The 13,896-nt window shown below is 63.9% G+C and carries 12 protein-coding genes; 5 read left to right on the top strand and 7 right to left on the bottom strand.

What is annotated here, in order from left to right; all coding sequences use genetic code 11:
• Positions 1-101 precede the first annotated feature (101 nt).
• Positions 102-251 (bottom strand): hypothetical protein, encoded by a 150-nt coding sequence (locus tag CXY77_RS20125; RefSeq protein ID WP_158252800.1) that lies wholly within the window; start codon positions 249-251, stop codon positions 102-104.
• Positions 252-313: 62 nt separating this feature from the next.
• Here CXY77_RS20125 and CXY77_RS08685 point away from each other — a divergent pair, with 62 nt between their 5' ends.
• Both CXY77_RS08685 and CXY77_RS08680 read left to right on the top strand, forming a co-directional pair.
• Entirely contained in the window at positions 314-1,735 is a 1,422-nt protein-coding gene (locus CXY77_RS08685; protein WP_104129941.1) for a 3' terminal RNA ribose 2'-O-methyltransferase Hen1, read from the top strand.
• Positions 1,732-4,287 carry a polynucleotide kinase-phosphatase gene (locus CXY77_RS08680; protein ID WP_104090340.1) on the top strand — a complete coding sequence of 852 codons (2,556 nt, stop codon included), beginning with the start codon at positions 1,732-1,734 and terminating at the stop codon, positions 4,285-4,287. The genes CXY77_RS08685 and CXY77_RS08680 overlap by 4 nt, the downstream gene beginning before the upstream one ends.
• A 57-nt stretch (positions 4,288-4,344) precedes the next feature.
• On the opposite strand, the gene CXY77_RS08675 is transcribed toward CXY77_RS08680, so the two are convergent.
• Genes CXY77_RS08675 through sufB form a run of 5 tightly spaced genes read right to left on the bottom strand, consistent with a single transcriptional unit; the run spans position 4,345 to position 8,499 of the window.
• Positions 4,345-4,674 carry a metal-sulfur cluster assembly factor gene (locus CXY77_RS08675; RefSeq protein ID WP_092107875.1) on the bottom strand — a complete coding sequence of 110 codons (330 nt, stop codon included), beginning with the start codon at positions 4,672-4,674 and terminating at the stop codon, positions 4,345-4,347.
• 4 nt (positions 4,675-4,678) lie between these two features.
• On the bottom strand, positions 4,679-5,443 hold the full coding sequence (gene sufC, locus CXY77_RS08670; protein ID WP_104090342.1) for a Fe-S cluster assembly ATPase SufC: 765 nt from the start codon (positions 5,441-5,443) through the stop codon (positions 4,679-4,681).
• Between the two features lie 60 nt (positions 5,444-5,503).
• A complete protein-coding gene (locus CXY77_RS08665; RefSeq protein ID WP_092340113.1) occupies positions 5,504-5,830 on the bottom strand; it encodes a non-heme iron oxygenase ferredoxin subunit in 327 nt (108 codons plus the stop codon).
• A gap of 2 nt (positions 5,831-5,832) precedes the next feature.
• Complete coding sequence (sufD, locus tag CXY77_RS08660) at positions 5,833-7,080, bottom strand: Fe-S cluster assembly protein SufD (RefSeq protein WP_104129940.1); 1,248 nt, start codon at positions 7,078-7,080, stop codon at positions 5,833-5,835.
• Positions 7,081-8,499, bottom strand: a complete 1,419-nt coding sequence (sufB, locus tag CXY77_RS08655; RefSeq protein ID WP_092340111.1) for a Fe-S cluster assembly protein SufB — start codon at positions 8,497-8,499, stop codon at positions 7,081-7,083.
• Positions 8,500-8,790: 291 nt separating this feature from the next.
• Between sufB and CXY77_RS08650 the strand changes: the two genes are divergently transcribed.
• Together CXY77_RS08650 and CXY77_RS08645 are read left to right on the top strand one after the other, a co-directional pair.
• Positions 8,791-9,729: a heme A synthase gene (locus tag CXY77_RS08650; protein ID WP_233197315.1), complete on the top strand. Its 939-nt coding sequence runs from the start codon at positions 8,791-8,793 to the stop codon at positions 9,727-9,729.
• 217 nt (positions 9,730-9,946) lie between these two features.
• Positions 9,947-10,534, top strand: coding sequence for a hypothetical protein (locus CXY77_RS08645; protein ID WP_104090346.1), 588 nt, complete (start codon positions 9,947-9,949; stop codon positions 10,532-10,534).
• A gap of 6 nt (positions 10,535-10,540) precedes the next feature.
• On the opposite strand, the gene CXY77_RS08640 is transcribed toward CXY77_RS08645, so the two are convergent.
• Positions 10,541-11,461, bottom strand: a complete 921-nt coding sequence (locus CXY77_RS08640; RefSeq protein WP_104129938.1) for a heme o synthase — start codon at positions 11,459-11,461, stop codon at positions 10,541-10,543.
• Positions 11,462-11,801: 340 nt separating this feature from the next.
• Here CXY77_RS08640 and tkt point away from each other — a divergent pair, with 340 nt between their 5' ends.
• The gene (gene tkt, locus CXY77_RS08635) at positions 11,802-13,895 is read left to right on the top strand and encodes a transketolase (protein ID WP_092340107.1); all 2,094 of its coding nucleotides are present in this window, start codon (positions 11,802-11,804) and stop codon (positions 13,893-13,895) included.
• The last annotated feature ends 1 nt before the right edge of the window (position 13,896 follow it).

Raw genomic sequence — 13,896 nt, 5'->3', positions numbered from 1 at the left:
CGCGATGGAACCTGCCGGTTCCCCGGCTGCAACCGCTCCGCCGGGCACAGCGACCTCGACCACACCATCGACAAACAATTCAGCGGCCCGGGTGGTCATGCTCAGGGGCGCGTGATCTTGCGACCGAAGGCCGCGAACGCGCCCAGTCCAGCACCGATGGCGGCGAGCACGTGTGCCGAAATGCTGAGACCGAGGGCCAGCCCGCGGTCCTCGACGACCTCGCTGTGATCAGGGCCAAGCCACGGGTGCATGAGACGCAGCCGCAACAGGCATCAATAGACTGGCGGCTACCGTTGCCTGAAGGAAGGACCCCGTGCTCGTCACCGTCACCTCGACCGCGCCCGCCGCATCCAATCTGAGCCACCTGCTTCGCAAGCACCCGGATCGAGCGCAGGCATTTCCGCTGAGTGTCGGAACAGCGCACGTTTTCTACCCTGAGGTGTCCGATGAACGTTGCACGGTAGCGCTGATCCTCGAAGTCGACCCCATCGGTCTGTTGCGCGACAAGCGCTTCCGGGGAAGCGACGCGGCCACACTCGCCCGTTACGTGAACGACCGTCCATATGCGTCCTCCTCCATGGTCGCCGTCGCGCTGGGCCAGGTCTTCCGCACGGCCATGAACGGGACGAGCGAGTCGTTTCCCGAGCTCGCAGCATCCGCGCTACCCCTCGAGATCACCGTGGCGGCCGTGCCGGCCAGGGGCCGCGACACCGCCGGCCTCGTCACGCGACTGTTCGAACCGCTCGGCTGGTCCGTCACTGAGACGCCGATCCCGCTGGACCCGGCGTTCCCGGAGTGGGGCGATTCCGTCTACGTTGACCTCGTGCTGCGCGGTGAGGTCCGGCTCAGCGACGCGCTCCGGCACCTTTATGTGCTGCTGCCCGTGCTCGACGACGCCAAGCACTATTGGGTGTCGGACGACGAAATCGGCAAGCTCCTGCGCGCAGGCGTTGGCTGGCTGCCTCACCACCCCGAGCGCGAACTCATCACGCGCCGCTACCTGGCGCATCAGCCGTCGATGGTCAACGAGGCCACAGCACGGCTTTCCGCGGACACCCGGTTGAACGACCTAGACGACTTGCCTGCGCCCGAGCTGGCAGAGCCGAGCGAGCAGTCCGGCTCGGCACCGCTGGCCCAGCAGCGCGCCGAGGCCGTGCTCACGGCCCTGCACGACGTCGGAGCGCACACGGTAGCCGATGTCGGATGCGGTGAAGGCACGCTGCTGAAGCGCCTGAGCGCGGAAGCTGCGTTCACGACGATCATCGGCTGCGATGTCTCGGCGAGCGTTCTGGTCAAGGCTGCGCGAACGCTCAACTTGCGTGAGGCCAGTGATAGACAGCACGAGAGGGTGCACCTCGCGCAGTCGTCGGTGACGTACCAGGACGACCGCATCGCCGGCCTCGACGCGATCGTGCTGATGGAGGTGATCGAGCACCTCGACCTGGAGCGGCTCCCGGCGCTCGAGTCGGCCGTGTTCGGAGCAGCCGCTCCCGGCGCGGTTATCGTGACAACGCCGAACGCCGACTTCAATGCCCGGTATGAGTCCTTGCCCGCCGGCTCGTTCCGGCACCGCGATCACCGATTCGAGTGGTCCAGGGCCGAATTCGCTGCCTGGGCGGCTGAAGTCGCGGCTCGCCGCGGCTACTCGGTCGAGTACCGCACGGTCGGCGACGTCGACGTCGAACTCGGCTCCCCGACCCAGCTCGCCCTGTTCCGCAAGGCCACCAACCTATGACACGCCTACCTCTTCCCAACCTGTCGCTCGTGGTGCTCGTCGGTGCCTCCGGCTCCGGAAAGTCGACCTTCGCCGCCACCCACTTCGGACAGTTCGAGACACTGTCGAGCGACTTCTTCCGCGGGCTCGTCTCCAACGACGAAAACGACCAGGTTGCGACGTCCGCAGCGTTCGAGGCGCTCCGGTTCGTCGCGGGAAAACGCCTCGACGCTGGGCTCCTGACCGTTATCGACGCCACCAACGTGCAAGCGGATGCTCGCCGCTCACTCGTAGCGCTCGCGCGAGCACACGACGTCCTACCGGTCGCCGTCGTGCTCGACGTGCCGCAGAGCGTCTGCGTCGAGCGCAACGCCGCGCGCGCCGACCGCACGTTCGGGGCATCCGTCATCAAGCGTCAGCACGATCAGCTTCGACGTTCCCTTAAACAGCTCGGCAAGGAGGGCTTCCGGCGGGTCCACATGCTATCCGGGCTGGACGAAATCGCGGCCGCGGAGTTCGTTCGGGAACCCCTTCTCAACGACCGTTCCGACGAAAGCGGCCCGTTCGACGCCATTGGCGACGTGCACGGCTGCCGCAGTGAGCTCGAGGCGCTATTGGGCAAGCTCGGCTACGAGCTCATGCGCGATGACGAGGATCGCCCCATTGACGCCGTGCACCCTCAAGGGCGCCGCGCGATCTTCCTGGGCGACCTCATCGACCGCGGCCCCGATACCCCCGGAGTACTGCGACTCGCCATGGGCATGGTCGCGGCCGGCCACGCCCTGGCCGTGCCGGGCAACCACGAGGCGAAGCTCGTGCGCGCGCTAGACGGAAAGAAGGTGCAGACGAGCCACGGCCTCGCCGAGACACTGGCACAGCTGTCGAGCGAGACCGAGGAGTTTCGCCATGAGGTTTTGCACTTCTGCCGCGATCTGGTGTCGCACCTCGTCTTGGACGAGGGCCGTCTAGTCGTCGCGCACGCCGGTCTGATCGAGAAATACCACGGACGAGCCTCGAGCCGCGTGCGAGCATTCTCGTTGTTTGGCGACACGACGGGCGAGACCGACGACTATGGCTTGCCGGTACGGCTGCCCTGGGCCGAGGATTACCGCGGAAAAGCCACCGTGCTTTACGGCCACGTCCCCACCCTCGAAGCGGAGTGGGTCAACGGCACTATGTGCCTCGACACTGGCTGCGTGTTCGGTGGAAAGCTCAGCGCCCTCCGCTATCCCGAGAAGGAAATAGTGGACGTACCGGCCGAAAGCGTCTGGTATGAGCCGGTCGCGCCCATGGGCGCTCGCGAATCCAGCGGCGGAGTGGCCGCAGGAGCCGTGACACGTGATCCTGGGCTCCTCAGAATAGATGACGTGCTCGGCAAGCAGATCGTCGAGACTCGGGTTTTCGGCAAGGTCGGAATCCGTGAGGATAATGCTGCCGGGGCGCTCGAGGTCATGAGCCGGTTCGCCACCGACCCCCGGCGCCTCGTCTACCTGCCCCCGACCATGAGCCCGCCGCACGTGTCGGATCGCGACGGCATCCTGGAGCACCCGGCCGAGGCGTTCGCGGCCTACCGCCGTGAGGGCCTCGATCGTCTGATCTGCGAGGAGAAGCACATGGGCTCCCGCGCGGTCGTGCTGCTGACCCGAGTCGCCACCCGTTTTGGCGCGCCCGAGGGGTGGCGCGGAGCAGTCCACACCCGCACGGGCCGGCCGTTCTTCGACGAGTCGACGACCGACGACTTTCTCTCGCGTCTCGACCGAGCCGCCGAGACGGCCGGGCTGTGGTCGGAATTCAAGACATCCTGGTTGCTCTTCGATGCCGAGCTGCTTCCTTGGTCGCTCAAAGCGGGGCCAATGATCCGAGAGCAGTACGCGAGCGTCGCAGCCGCGGCAACGAGCGCCCTGCCGGCCGCGTCGCGGGTTCTCCAGGCCGCCGTCGACCGGGGTGTCGACGTGACCGACCTGCTCGCCCGCACGCAGCACCGCGCGTCTAACGCCGAGGCCTACCGAGACTCCTACCGGCGTTACAGCCAGCCGGTGTCTGGGGTGGACGGCGTGCAGCTTGCCCCGTTCCAGCTGCTCGCCTCAGAAGGAGCAAGCCAACTGGGGCAGGATCACTCCTGGCACCTCGCCATCGCCGACCGTCTCGCCGCCGCAGACGAGGAGTTCATCCGTCGCACCCGGCACATCGACGTCGACCTGACCTCGGCTGAATCGGAGGCCGCGGCCACGACCTGGTGGGAAGATCTGACCAATGCCGGTGGTGAAGGCATGGTGGTGAAGCCGGTCGCCGGCCTCGTTCGCGGAACGCGATCGCTCGCGCAGCCGGGCATCAAGGTGCGCGGGGACGAATACCTGCGGATCATCTACGGACCTGATTACCTCGATCCAACCAACCTGGCGCGCCTGCGCGACCGGGATGTCGGGCACAAACGCTCAATGGCGCTCCGCGAGTACGCACTCGGCGTCGAAGCGGTCGAACGTTTTGTCGCCGATGAGCCGCTCTGGCGGGTGCACCAAGCCGTCTTTGGCGTGCTTGCTATGGAATCAGAACCGGTCGACCCCCGGCTCTAAACCAAAACCAAAGGCCCCGCCAGCGTGTGCTGGCGGGGCCTTCAGGACGAACACGTGCTACATGGCGAAGCCGAGGGCTCGCATCATGTCGCGACCGTCGTCGGTGATCTTCTCCGGACCCCACGGCGGCATCCAGACCCAGTTGATGCGGAACTGGTCGACGACACCATCGAGGGCCTCAGCCGTCTGCTCCTCGAGCACATCGGTCAGCGGGCAGCCTGCCGAGGTGAGGGTCATGTGGATGATGAGCGCGTTGTTCTCGTCGTCCCAGCCGAGGTCGTAAATGAGCCCGAGGTCGACGACGTTGATGCCGAGTTCCGGGTCCATGACGTCTTTGAGGGCCTCTTCGATTTCGTCGAAGCGAGCCGGACTGAGTGTTGAGGCCATAGGACTAGCCTACGTTCGACGGGACAAGAAAGCGATCGTAGCCCTCGTCCTCGAGGCGGTCGGCGAGCTCGGAGCCGCCCTGTTCGGCGATGCGTCCGTTGACGAACACGTGCACGAAGTCGGGGTGGATGTAGCGCAGGATGCGCGTGTAGTGCGTGATGAGCAGAAGTCCGAGGCCGGTGTTGGCCTTGGCGCGGTTGACGCCCTCGGAGACGATCTTGAGTGCGTCGACGTCGAGTCCGGAGTCGGTCTCGTCGAGCACGGCGAACTTGGGCTTGAGGAGTTCGAGCTGCAGGATCTCGTTGCGCTTCTTCTCGCCACCGGAGAAGCCCTCGTTGACGTTGCGCTCGGCGAAGGTCTTGTCCATGCGCAAGTTGGTCATCGACTGGCGAACATCCTTGATCCAGGTGCGGATCGGTGGGGCTTCACCCTCAATGGCCGTCTTGGCCGTACGCAGGAAGTTCGTGACGGTCACTCCGGGAATCTCGACCGGGTACTGCATGGCGAGGAAGAGACCGGCACGGGCGCGGGCATCCACTGTCATTTTGAGTACTTCGGCGCCGTCGAGCAGGATGGAGCCGCTCTCGACGTGATACTTGGGGTGGCCGGCGATCGTGTAGGCGAGGGTGGACTTGCCGGAGCCGTTCGGGCCCATGATGGCGTGGATTTCGCCCTCGTTGATGGTGAGGTTGACGCCGCGCAGAATCTGCTTGGTGCCCTGGTCGGTCTCGACGGTGACGTGCAGGTCTTTGATTTCAAGAACAGACATGAATGTCTAATCCCTTTCTAAATTCTTTAAGTTGGTGGGGGCGGTACTGCCTGAGCAGGCCTATACCGCGACGGTGACGGACGGATCGACGAAGACGAACCCGTCGATGAGTTCAACGTTGTAAACCGGGACCGGATCATACGCCGGCAGGGACAGCGGCTTGCCCGTGGTCAGGGAGAACATCGAGCCGTGGGCCCAGCATTCGAGCGTCTGGCCTTCCACGAATCCCTCGGACAGGGAGATGTCACCGTGCGTGCAGGTATCACCGATGGCGAACACGTCGCCGGCGGCGTCACGCACGAGGGCGATAGCCACCCCGTCGATTTCGACCTTGACAGCCTGGTTTACTTCGAGCTCATCGAGAGCGCAGATCTTCGTTGCGGCCATGCTTACTTGTCGTCCGTTCCAATAAGTTCGGCTTCGATTGCGAGCTGCAACCGAGCTTCAAGTTCGGGGGAACCAATCTGCTGCACGACCTCGGTGAGGAATCCGCGCACGACCAGGCGCCGCGCTTCTTTCTCGGTGATACCGCGAGACTGAAGGTAGAACAACTGCTCGTCGTCGAAACGTCCGGTGGCACTGGCGTGACCGGCTCCGACGATGTCGCCGGTTTCAATCTCCAGGTTGGGGATGGAATCGGCGCGGGTGCCCTCGCTGAGTACGAGGTTGCGGTTCTGCTCGTAGCTGTCGGTGCCGGCAGCTTTGTTGCCGATCAGCACATCGCCGATCCAGACTGTGCGGGCGTCCTGGCCCTGCAACGCGCCCTTGTAGTTGACCCGGCTGCGGCTCTTCGGTGCGTCGTGGAAGACGTACACCTGCTGTTCCAGGTGCTGGCCGGCATCCGCGAAGTACAGGCCGAGGAGCAACGTGTCCGAGCCGGGTCCGGCGAGACGTACCGACGGGTTGACCCGCACGATACTGCCGCCGAGCGAGACGACGACGTGCTTGAGCCGCGCGTCACGACCGATGGATGCGAAATGGTTAGCCAGGTGCACCGCCGAGTCGTCCCATTCCTGCAGGGAAACGACCGTGAGGTTCGCGGACTCGCCGAGGATGATCTCAACGTTTTCGCTGAGCCGGGCGTCACCCGTGTTCGCCAGGATGACCGTGGCCTGGCTGAACGGCTTGGCCTCGATGATCGTGTGGGCGCCGCGGGCAGTGTTACCGAGGGCCGATCGGGTGACCGTGATCTCCTTGGCTTCCTCGCCGCTGACCGTGATGGCGAGGGCGTCGTCGAAGACGCCCCAGGCGTTGGCTGCGGCGCGTTCTTCCGGCAGACCGGCAGTCCCGATGCGGGCATCCGTTCTGGGCACCCACTCAACCGAGATATCGGCCGACGGGGTTGACTCGATGAGGTAACGCGAGCCGTCGAGATCGCCGGCGGTGAGGTCGGTGAATTTGGCGACGGGCGAGTGCTTCCAGACGGCTTCGCGGCCGGTGACGGCCTGGAAATCGGCAACGTTGACGCTTTTGAAACGGTCGGAACGGGTTTGCACCGGCACGTAGCCGAAACGTCCGTCGGAGTGTTCTTTGATTCCGTGCTGGCCGGGCGTCAGAGTCGACGCGCTTGTAGCGGGTGTGGATGGTTCGGGCACAGTTTTTGAAGCGCTCTTCGAAAGCGCTGAAGCGGCGGACATTTAGCCGACGGATCCTTCCATGCCCATTTCAATGAGCTTGTTGAGTTCGAGGGCGTACTCCATCGGGAGCTCCCGGGCGATCGGTTCGATAAATCCGCGAACGATCATGGCCATGGCCTCGTCTTCGGGCATACCACGGCTCATCAGGTAGAACAGCTGCTCTTCGCTGACGCGGGAGACGGTGGCCTCGTGGCCGAGCTGCACGTCATCTACACGGATGTCGATGGACGGGTAGGTGTCGGAACGCGACTGGGTGTCGACCAAGAGAGCGTCGCAGCGCACGGTGTTGGCGGAGTGGTGCGCGGAGGCATCCACTCGAACCTCACCGCGGTACCCGCTGCGCCCGCCGCCACGGGCGATGGACTTGGAGACGATCGACGACTGCGTGTACGGAGCCATGTGGATCATCTTCGCGCCGGCATCCTGGTGCTGGCCGGGACCGGCGAAGGCCACCGAGAGCGTCTCGCCCTTGGCGTGCTCGCCCATCAGGTAGATGGACGGGTACTTCATGGTGACCTTGGAACCGATGTTGCCGTCGATCCATTCCATCGTGGCGCCTTCGCCGGCCGTGGCCCGCTTGGTGACGAGGTTGTAGACGTTGTTCGACCAGTTCTGGATGGTCGTGTAGCGAACGCGAGCGTTCTTCTTCACGACGATCTCGACCACGGCGGAGTGCAGCGAGTCAGACTTGTAGATCGGGGCGGTGCAGCCCTCGATGTAGTGCACGTAACTGCCCTCGTCGGCAATGATGAGCGTGCGCTCGAACTGACCCATGTTCTCCGTGTTGATGCGGAAGTAGGCCTGCAGCGGAATCTCGACGTGCACGCCGGGAGGCACGTAGACGAACGATCCCCCTGACCAGACGGCCGTGTTGAGCGCGGCGAACTTGTTGTCGCCGGAGGGGATGATGGTGCCGAAATACTCTTCGAAGAACTCCGGGTGCTCCTTGAGCGCCGTGTCGGTGTCCATGAAGATGACGCCCTGGGCTTCGAGCTCCTCGTTGATCTGGTGGTAGACCACTTCAGACTCGTACTGGGCTGCAACGCCGGAGACGAGGCGCTGACGCTCAGCTTCTGGAATTCCGAGCTTCTCGTAGGTGTTCTTGATGTCGTCGGGCAGGTCTTCCCAGGTCTGGGCCTGCTTCTCCGTTGAGCGCACGAAGTACTTGATGTTGTCGAAATCGATCTCGGAAAGATCGGCGCCCCAGGTGGGCATGGGCTTGCGTTCGAACAGCTGCAGAGCCTTGAGCCGTCGCTGCAGCATCCAGTCCGGCTCGGATTTCAGGTTCGAGATGTCAGTGACAACCTCGGGGGAAATACCACGGCGAGCGGATGCTCCGGCCTTGTCTGAATCGGCCCACCCGAATTCGTAGGTGCCAATCCCCTCAAGGTCGGGACGGTCTAGCAGGACATCCGACATTATTACCTCTTCTCTACCCATCACAACCCGGATATTAGTCCGGTCATTCCCGCACGGCCGCCGTACTGATCAACTCGATGGAGCTGAATTCAGTGGAGACCACGAGGAACGGGTTGTGTGGACAGCTACGTTGCGTACCTAGAATATTCATGGAACTAAAGATGGATCTCCATGGAGTTCCCAATTCTACAGGTTGATCAGCAACATACGAGTTCTTGCGGTCGATTCACATTTGTACAGGGCACGATCAGAGGGTGCGCGTTCATAAGTTTGACAGAGAGAGCAGAACCGGTGAATCCGAAGTACCTACGGCTACCCAGTGTTATCGACGGACGGATTCGGGTGGTCGCCTGGCTGTCGCTCGTGACGGAGATTTTGATTGTGGGAACCGGCGGGGCCGTTCGTCTCACCGGCTCCGGGCTCGGCTGCCCCACCTGGCCGACCTGCGTAGCCGGCTCGATCGTGCCGACAGAGGAAATGGGGATATACGGGGTCATCGAGTTCGCTAACCGCTTGATGACCGGTCTGATCGGCATTATCGCCATCGCGGCCGTTATTCTGCTCTGGCGCTTGCGCACCCAGCGCAAGGATCTGTTCGCTCTCGCAGTGATTCTCGCCGCCGGCGTTCTCGCCCAGGCACTCGTCGGCGGGGTCACCGTGCTGACCGGGCTGAACCCGTTCATCGTCGGTTTCCACTTCACGGTGTCGCTGATCATGGTGTGTATTGCCACCGTTCTCGTGCACCGGGTCTACCTTGCTCCGGGGCCGCGTGCCCGTGTTGTTCCCGCTGGTTTTGCCAGGCTCGCCCACGCTACGAGTTTCGTCGTCGCACTCACCGTGCTGATGGGGGTACTGACCACAGCCTCCGGACCGCATTCCGGCGATGCGGACGCCGGACGTACCGGCTTCAACGCCGAGTTGCTTGAACACCTGCACGCCTGGCCGGGCTACGCGACGCTGGTTTTGACGGTCGTGCTGCTCGTGGCGTCCGTTCGCGGCAAGCTGCCGGTGCGCTCATTCGTCGTCACGCTCCTGATGATCGAGCTCGTGCAGATTGTGGTCGGGCTCCTGCAGGCCAACCTGGGACTACCGCCGCTGTTGGTCGGCCTGCACATGGTTCTGGCCTGCGTGCTCGCGGCCGCCATGACCCTGGTTGTGCTGAACCTCAAGGCTCCCAGAGAAGTCACGGCCGAGGTTCCGGAAACGGCACACGAGCAGGTTCGTAGCTAACAGATCATGACCCCGAAACGACAACTTCAGCCCCATGAATATGACTCTGCAGGGGTGAGAAGACAGCTTCGGCCCCTTCAACTGCTTTGATGGGGCCGAGCGTGTCGTCTCGCGCGGCTGATGGGGCCGAAGGTGGCAACTCGTAGGGCCTAGACCTCCAATTAGCAATTGCCGCGCGGCACTCCCCGGACGAGGGCCGCCGGTGTACTCTCCAGACATGCATGTCGCACCGGGAGCCAAATCGAAGCCGCCAGACGACGCGGCGCACCTTGCCCTGTACGGCCCTCCGGTATTCGGTTTTGTGCGTCAGCCGCGCCTGCAGGAACGCGGCTGGAGCTGGTACGGCAACCACGGCCGCACCCTCGAAGCGCAGGCACACTACTGGCTCGCTGACCCCTCTGGCAATTTCTGGTTCGAGGATTCCCCGGCCGGTCCGGTTGGCATCGCCGAACTGCGCGGCTTCGTCTTCACCGATGTGCCGGGCTCCACCAATCGCGGCGGCGACCCCATCCGAGACGCACTCAACCAGCACCTGCAGTACATTGTGATGAACTACGCCAAGAACCCGTACGACTTCGGGTCGCAGTTGTGGGCCGAACGGCACACGCATCAGCAGTCGGAGATTGAACTCGCGCTGGCACACCGGTCGAACCTGGTCATCGACGACACGGCGCTGGCAGCTATCACCGTGACGACCTTCGACTTCACGGCAACGGCGATGGCCCTGACCGGACGGGTGGTCACGGTTGTGATCCATTCGGCCGACGTCGGCAAGATCGATACCCGACTCACCCGCAGGGTCTAGCGCCACCTAGAACGGAAGCAGCGGATCCACTCCGACGGCCACGAACAGCAGCGTCAGGTAGGCGATGGATCCGTGGAAGACACGCATCGGTGACACATGCTCGTGCCGAATCGCGAGGCTGTACAGGCGATGCGTCTCGTAGATGAACCAGCCACCCGTGACCAGGGCCGTAAAGCTGTAGAGCAGGCCCATGTCGCCGATCGGAATCAGCAGAAGCGAGCAGGCGACCGTGGCCCACGCGTACAGGATGACCTGCAGGCCCACCTGAGCCCGACCACGCACGACGGAGAGCATCGGAACGCCAGCGGCCTGGTAGTCGGCTCGGTATTTCATAGATAGTGGCCAGTAGTGCGGCGGTGTCCACAGGAAGATGATCATGAACAGAATGACCGGGGGCCAGGACAGTTCGCCGGTCACCGCCGCCCAGCCGATGAGCACGGGCATACAACCGGCCACACCGCCCCAGACGATGTTCTGCGGGGTACGACGCTTGAGAATGATCGTGTAGAACACGACATAGAGCAGAATCGCGCCGAACGACAGCGCAGCGGCCATCCAGTTGGTCAGCAGACCCAGCCACAAAATGGATGCCGCGCCCAACGCCCACGCAAAGATCAACGCCTCGCGGTCGCTGAGTTCTCCAGTAACCAGGGGGCGATTCTTGGTGCGCTTCATGAGACGGTCGATATCGCGATCGAGGTAACAGTTGAAGGCACCAGCGGACCCAGCGCTGAGCGACCCACCGACGAGCGTCGCGAGAATCAGCCAGAGACTGGGGATACCGCGCTCGGCGAGCAGCATCGTGGGCGCCGTCACCACCAGAAGCAACTCGACCACTCGCGGTTTGGTGAGAGAGATGTAGGCCTTGAGGGTGCGATTCAGTGTGCGCGGTCCGCTCCGGACCGGGGTCTTCAGGGCGACGTCCATTAATCCTCTAACGCTAGGCAAGTCCTCTTATTCTAGGACACGCCCTGAGCAACGCTCCACCGAGGACCAATCCGGAATGTGTCGTCATGTCACGTCATTTCGAGCGTCCCCTGACATTCGTCCGTATACTTGTAGTGCTCCCCACAGTGAATCAGTAGTTCGGCGAGCCCCCGGGTGGGAGATGGCTGCACCAGTAGGCCAACTCGCTGGGGGTGATGTTTCGCCTGCAGTCCGCTTCAGATGGCGCGACCGGCCGGTGACACGACTGCCGACACTTGCACAACTATCAAAGGATGGGTTGAGCTCAACCCGCCTTCGCTTCAATGAAGGGTTACGTGACGTGGCAGCTTTCCAATGGGATTCCGTTGACGATCAGGCGGTTAACACCGCACGCATTCTGGCGGCCGACGCCGTGGAGAAGGTTGGGAATGGGCATCCGGGCACCGCGATGAGTCTCGCTCCCGCTGCCTACCTTTTGTTTCAGAAGATCATGCGCCGCGACCCGGCCGACAACGAGTGGATCGGTCGTGACCGGTTCATTCTCTCGGTCGGCCACAGCTCGCTGACGCAGTACGTGCAGTTATACCTCGGCGGCTACGGCCTCGAGTTGGAGGACCTCAAAGCCCTGCGCACCTGGGGTTCAAAAACCCCCGGCCACCCGGAATACGGCCACACCGACGGTGTCGAGATCACGACCGGCCCGCTCGGCCAGGGGCTGGCATCCGCTGTCGGTTTCGCCTACGCGTCGCGATTCGAACGCGGTCTGTTCGACCCGGATGCCGCCACCGGCGCCAGCCCGTTCGACCACTTCGTCTACGTCATCGCCGGTGATGGCGACCTGCAGGAAGGAATCACGAGCGAGGCATCCTCTCTCGCCGGCCACCAGCAGCTCGGCAACCTGATTGCCATCTACGACAGCAACCAGATCTCGATCGAGGACGACACGAACATCGCTTTCACCGAGGATGTCGCCGCTCGTTACGCCGCCTACGACTGGCACGTGCAGACGGTGGACTGGAAGAAGACCGGCTCCTACGTCGAAGACGTTGCCGAGTTGAATGCGGCCATTGAAGCCGCCCAGAACGAAACGGGCAAGCCCAGCCTGATTATCCTCAAGACCATCATCGGCTGGCCGAGCCCGAAGAAGCAGAACACCGGCAAGATCCACGGTTCAGCCCTCGGCGCCGAAGAACTCGCCGGCGTCAAGGCCGTTCTCGGCTTCGACCCGGAAAAGACCTTCGACGTGGCCCCCGAGGTCATCGCCCACACTCGCCTGGCCCTGGAGCGCGGTATTGCTGCACACGCGGAGTGGACCGTGCAGTTCGACGCCTGGGCCGCCGCCAACCCGGAGCGCAAGGTTCTGCTCGACCGAGTACTCTCCGGCGACCTGCCCGATGGCGTCGACGACGCCCTCCCGGTCTTCCCCGGTGGCACCGCGGTCTCCACCCGCGCGGCGTCGGGCAAGGTGCTCACCGCCCTCGGCGGCGTCATCCCCGAGCTGTGGGGCGGCTCGGCCGACCTCGCCGAATCGAACAACACCACCATCGGCGGCGCAGCCTCGTTCATTCCGAGCGAGCACTCCACCGGTGAATGGACCGGAAACTCCTACGGTCGGGTGCTGCACTTCGGCATTCGCGAGCACGCCATGGCCGCGATTCTCAACGGCATCGTGCTGCACGGAAACACCCGCCCGTTCGGCGGCACGTTCCTCATCTTCAGCGACTACATGCGCCCGGCCGTTCGTCTGGCCGCTCTCATGAAGGCGCCGTCGATCTTCGTCTGGACCCACGACTCCGTCGCGCTCGGCGAGGACGGCCCCACCCACCAGCCGATCGAACAGCTCGCGACCCTGCGTGCTATTCCGGGACTCGACGTGGTGCGCCCCGGCGACGCCAACGAGACCGCCTGGGCTTGGAAGACCATCCTGGAACGCCGGGGCGGCCCGGCCGGCATCGCCCTGACCCGCCAGAACATTCCCGTCTACGAGCGTGGTGAGGGCGATGCATCCGCTGAAATCTTCGCCTCCGCGAAGAACGTCGCCCGGGGCGCGTACGTGCTGGCCGAAGCGGCCGGCGGCAGCCCCGACGTGATCCTGATCGGTACCGGGTCCGAGGTGCAGCTCGCGGTGGACGCCCGGGCCCAGCTCGCCGCCGAGGGCATCAACGCCCGCGTCGTCAGCGCCCCGTGCCTGGAATGGTTCGAAGAGCAGAGCAGCGAATACCGCGAATCGGTACTGCCCGCCGCGATCACCGCCCGCGTGTCGGTCGAAGCCGGCCTCGCGCTGACCTGGCGTGGCTATGTCGGCGACGCCGGTCGCAGCATCTCGATCGAGCACTTTGGGGCATCCGCTGACTACCAGACGCTGTTCCGCGAATTCGGCATCACTACCGAAGCCGTCGTCGCCGCCGCCAAGGAATCAATCAGCGCGGCCTGAT

Origin of the sequence: Cryobacterium sp. N21 (assembly GCF_002929575.1) — a bacterium.
GTDB classification, from domain to species: Bacteria; Actinomycetota; Actinomycetes; order Actinomycetales; family Microbacteriaceae; genus Cryobacterium; species Cryobacterium flavum.
The sequence above is the reverse complement of the archived record's forward strand: the minus strand, read 5'-3'. Positions and strand labels throughout refer to the sequence as shown.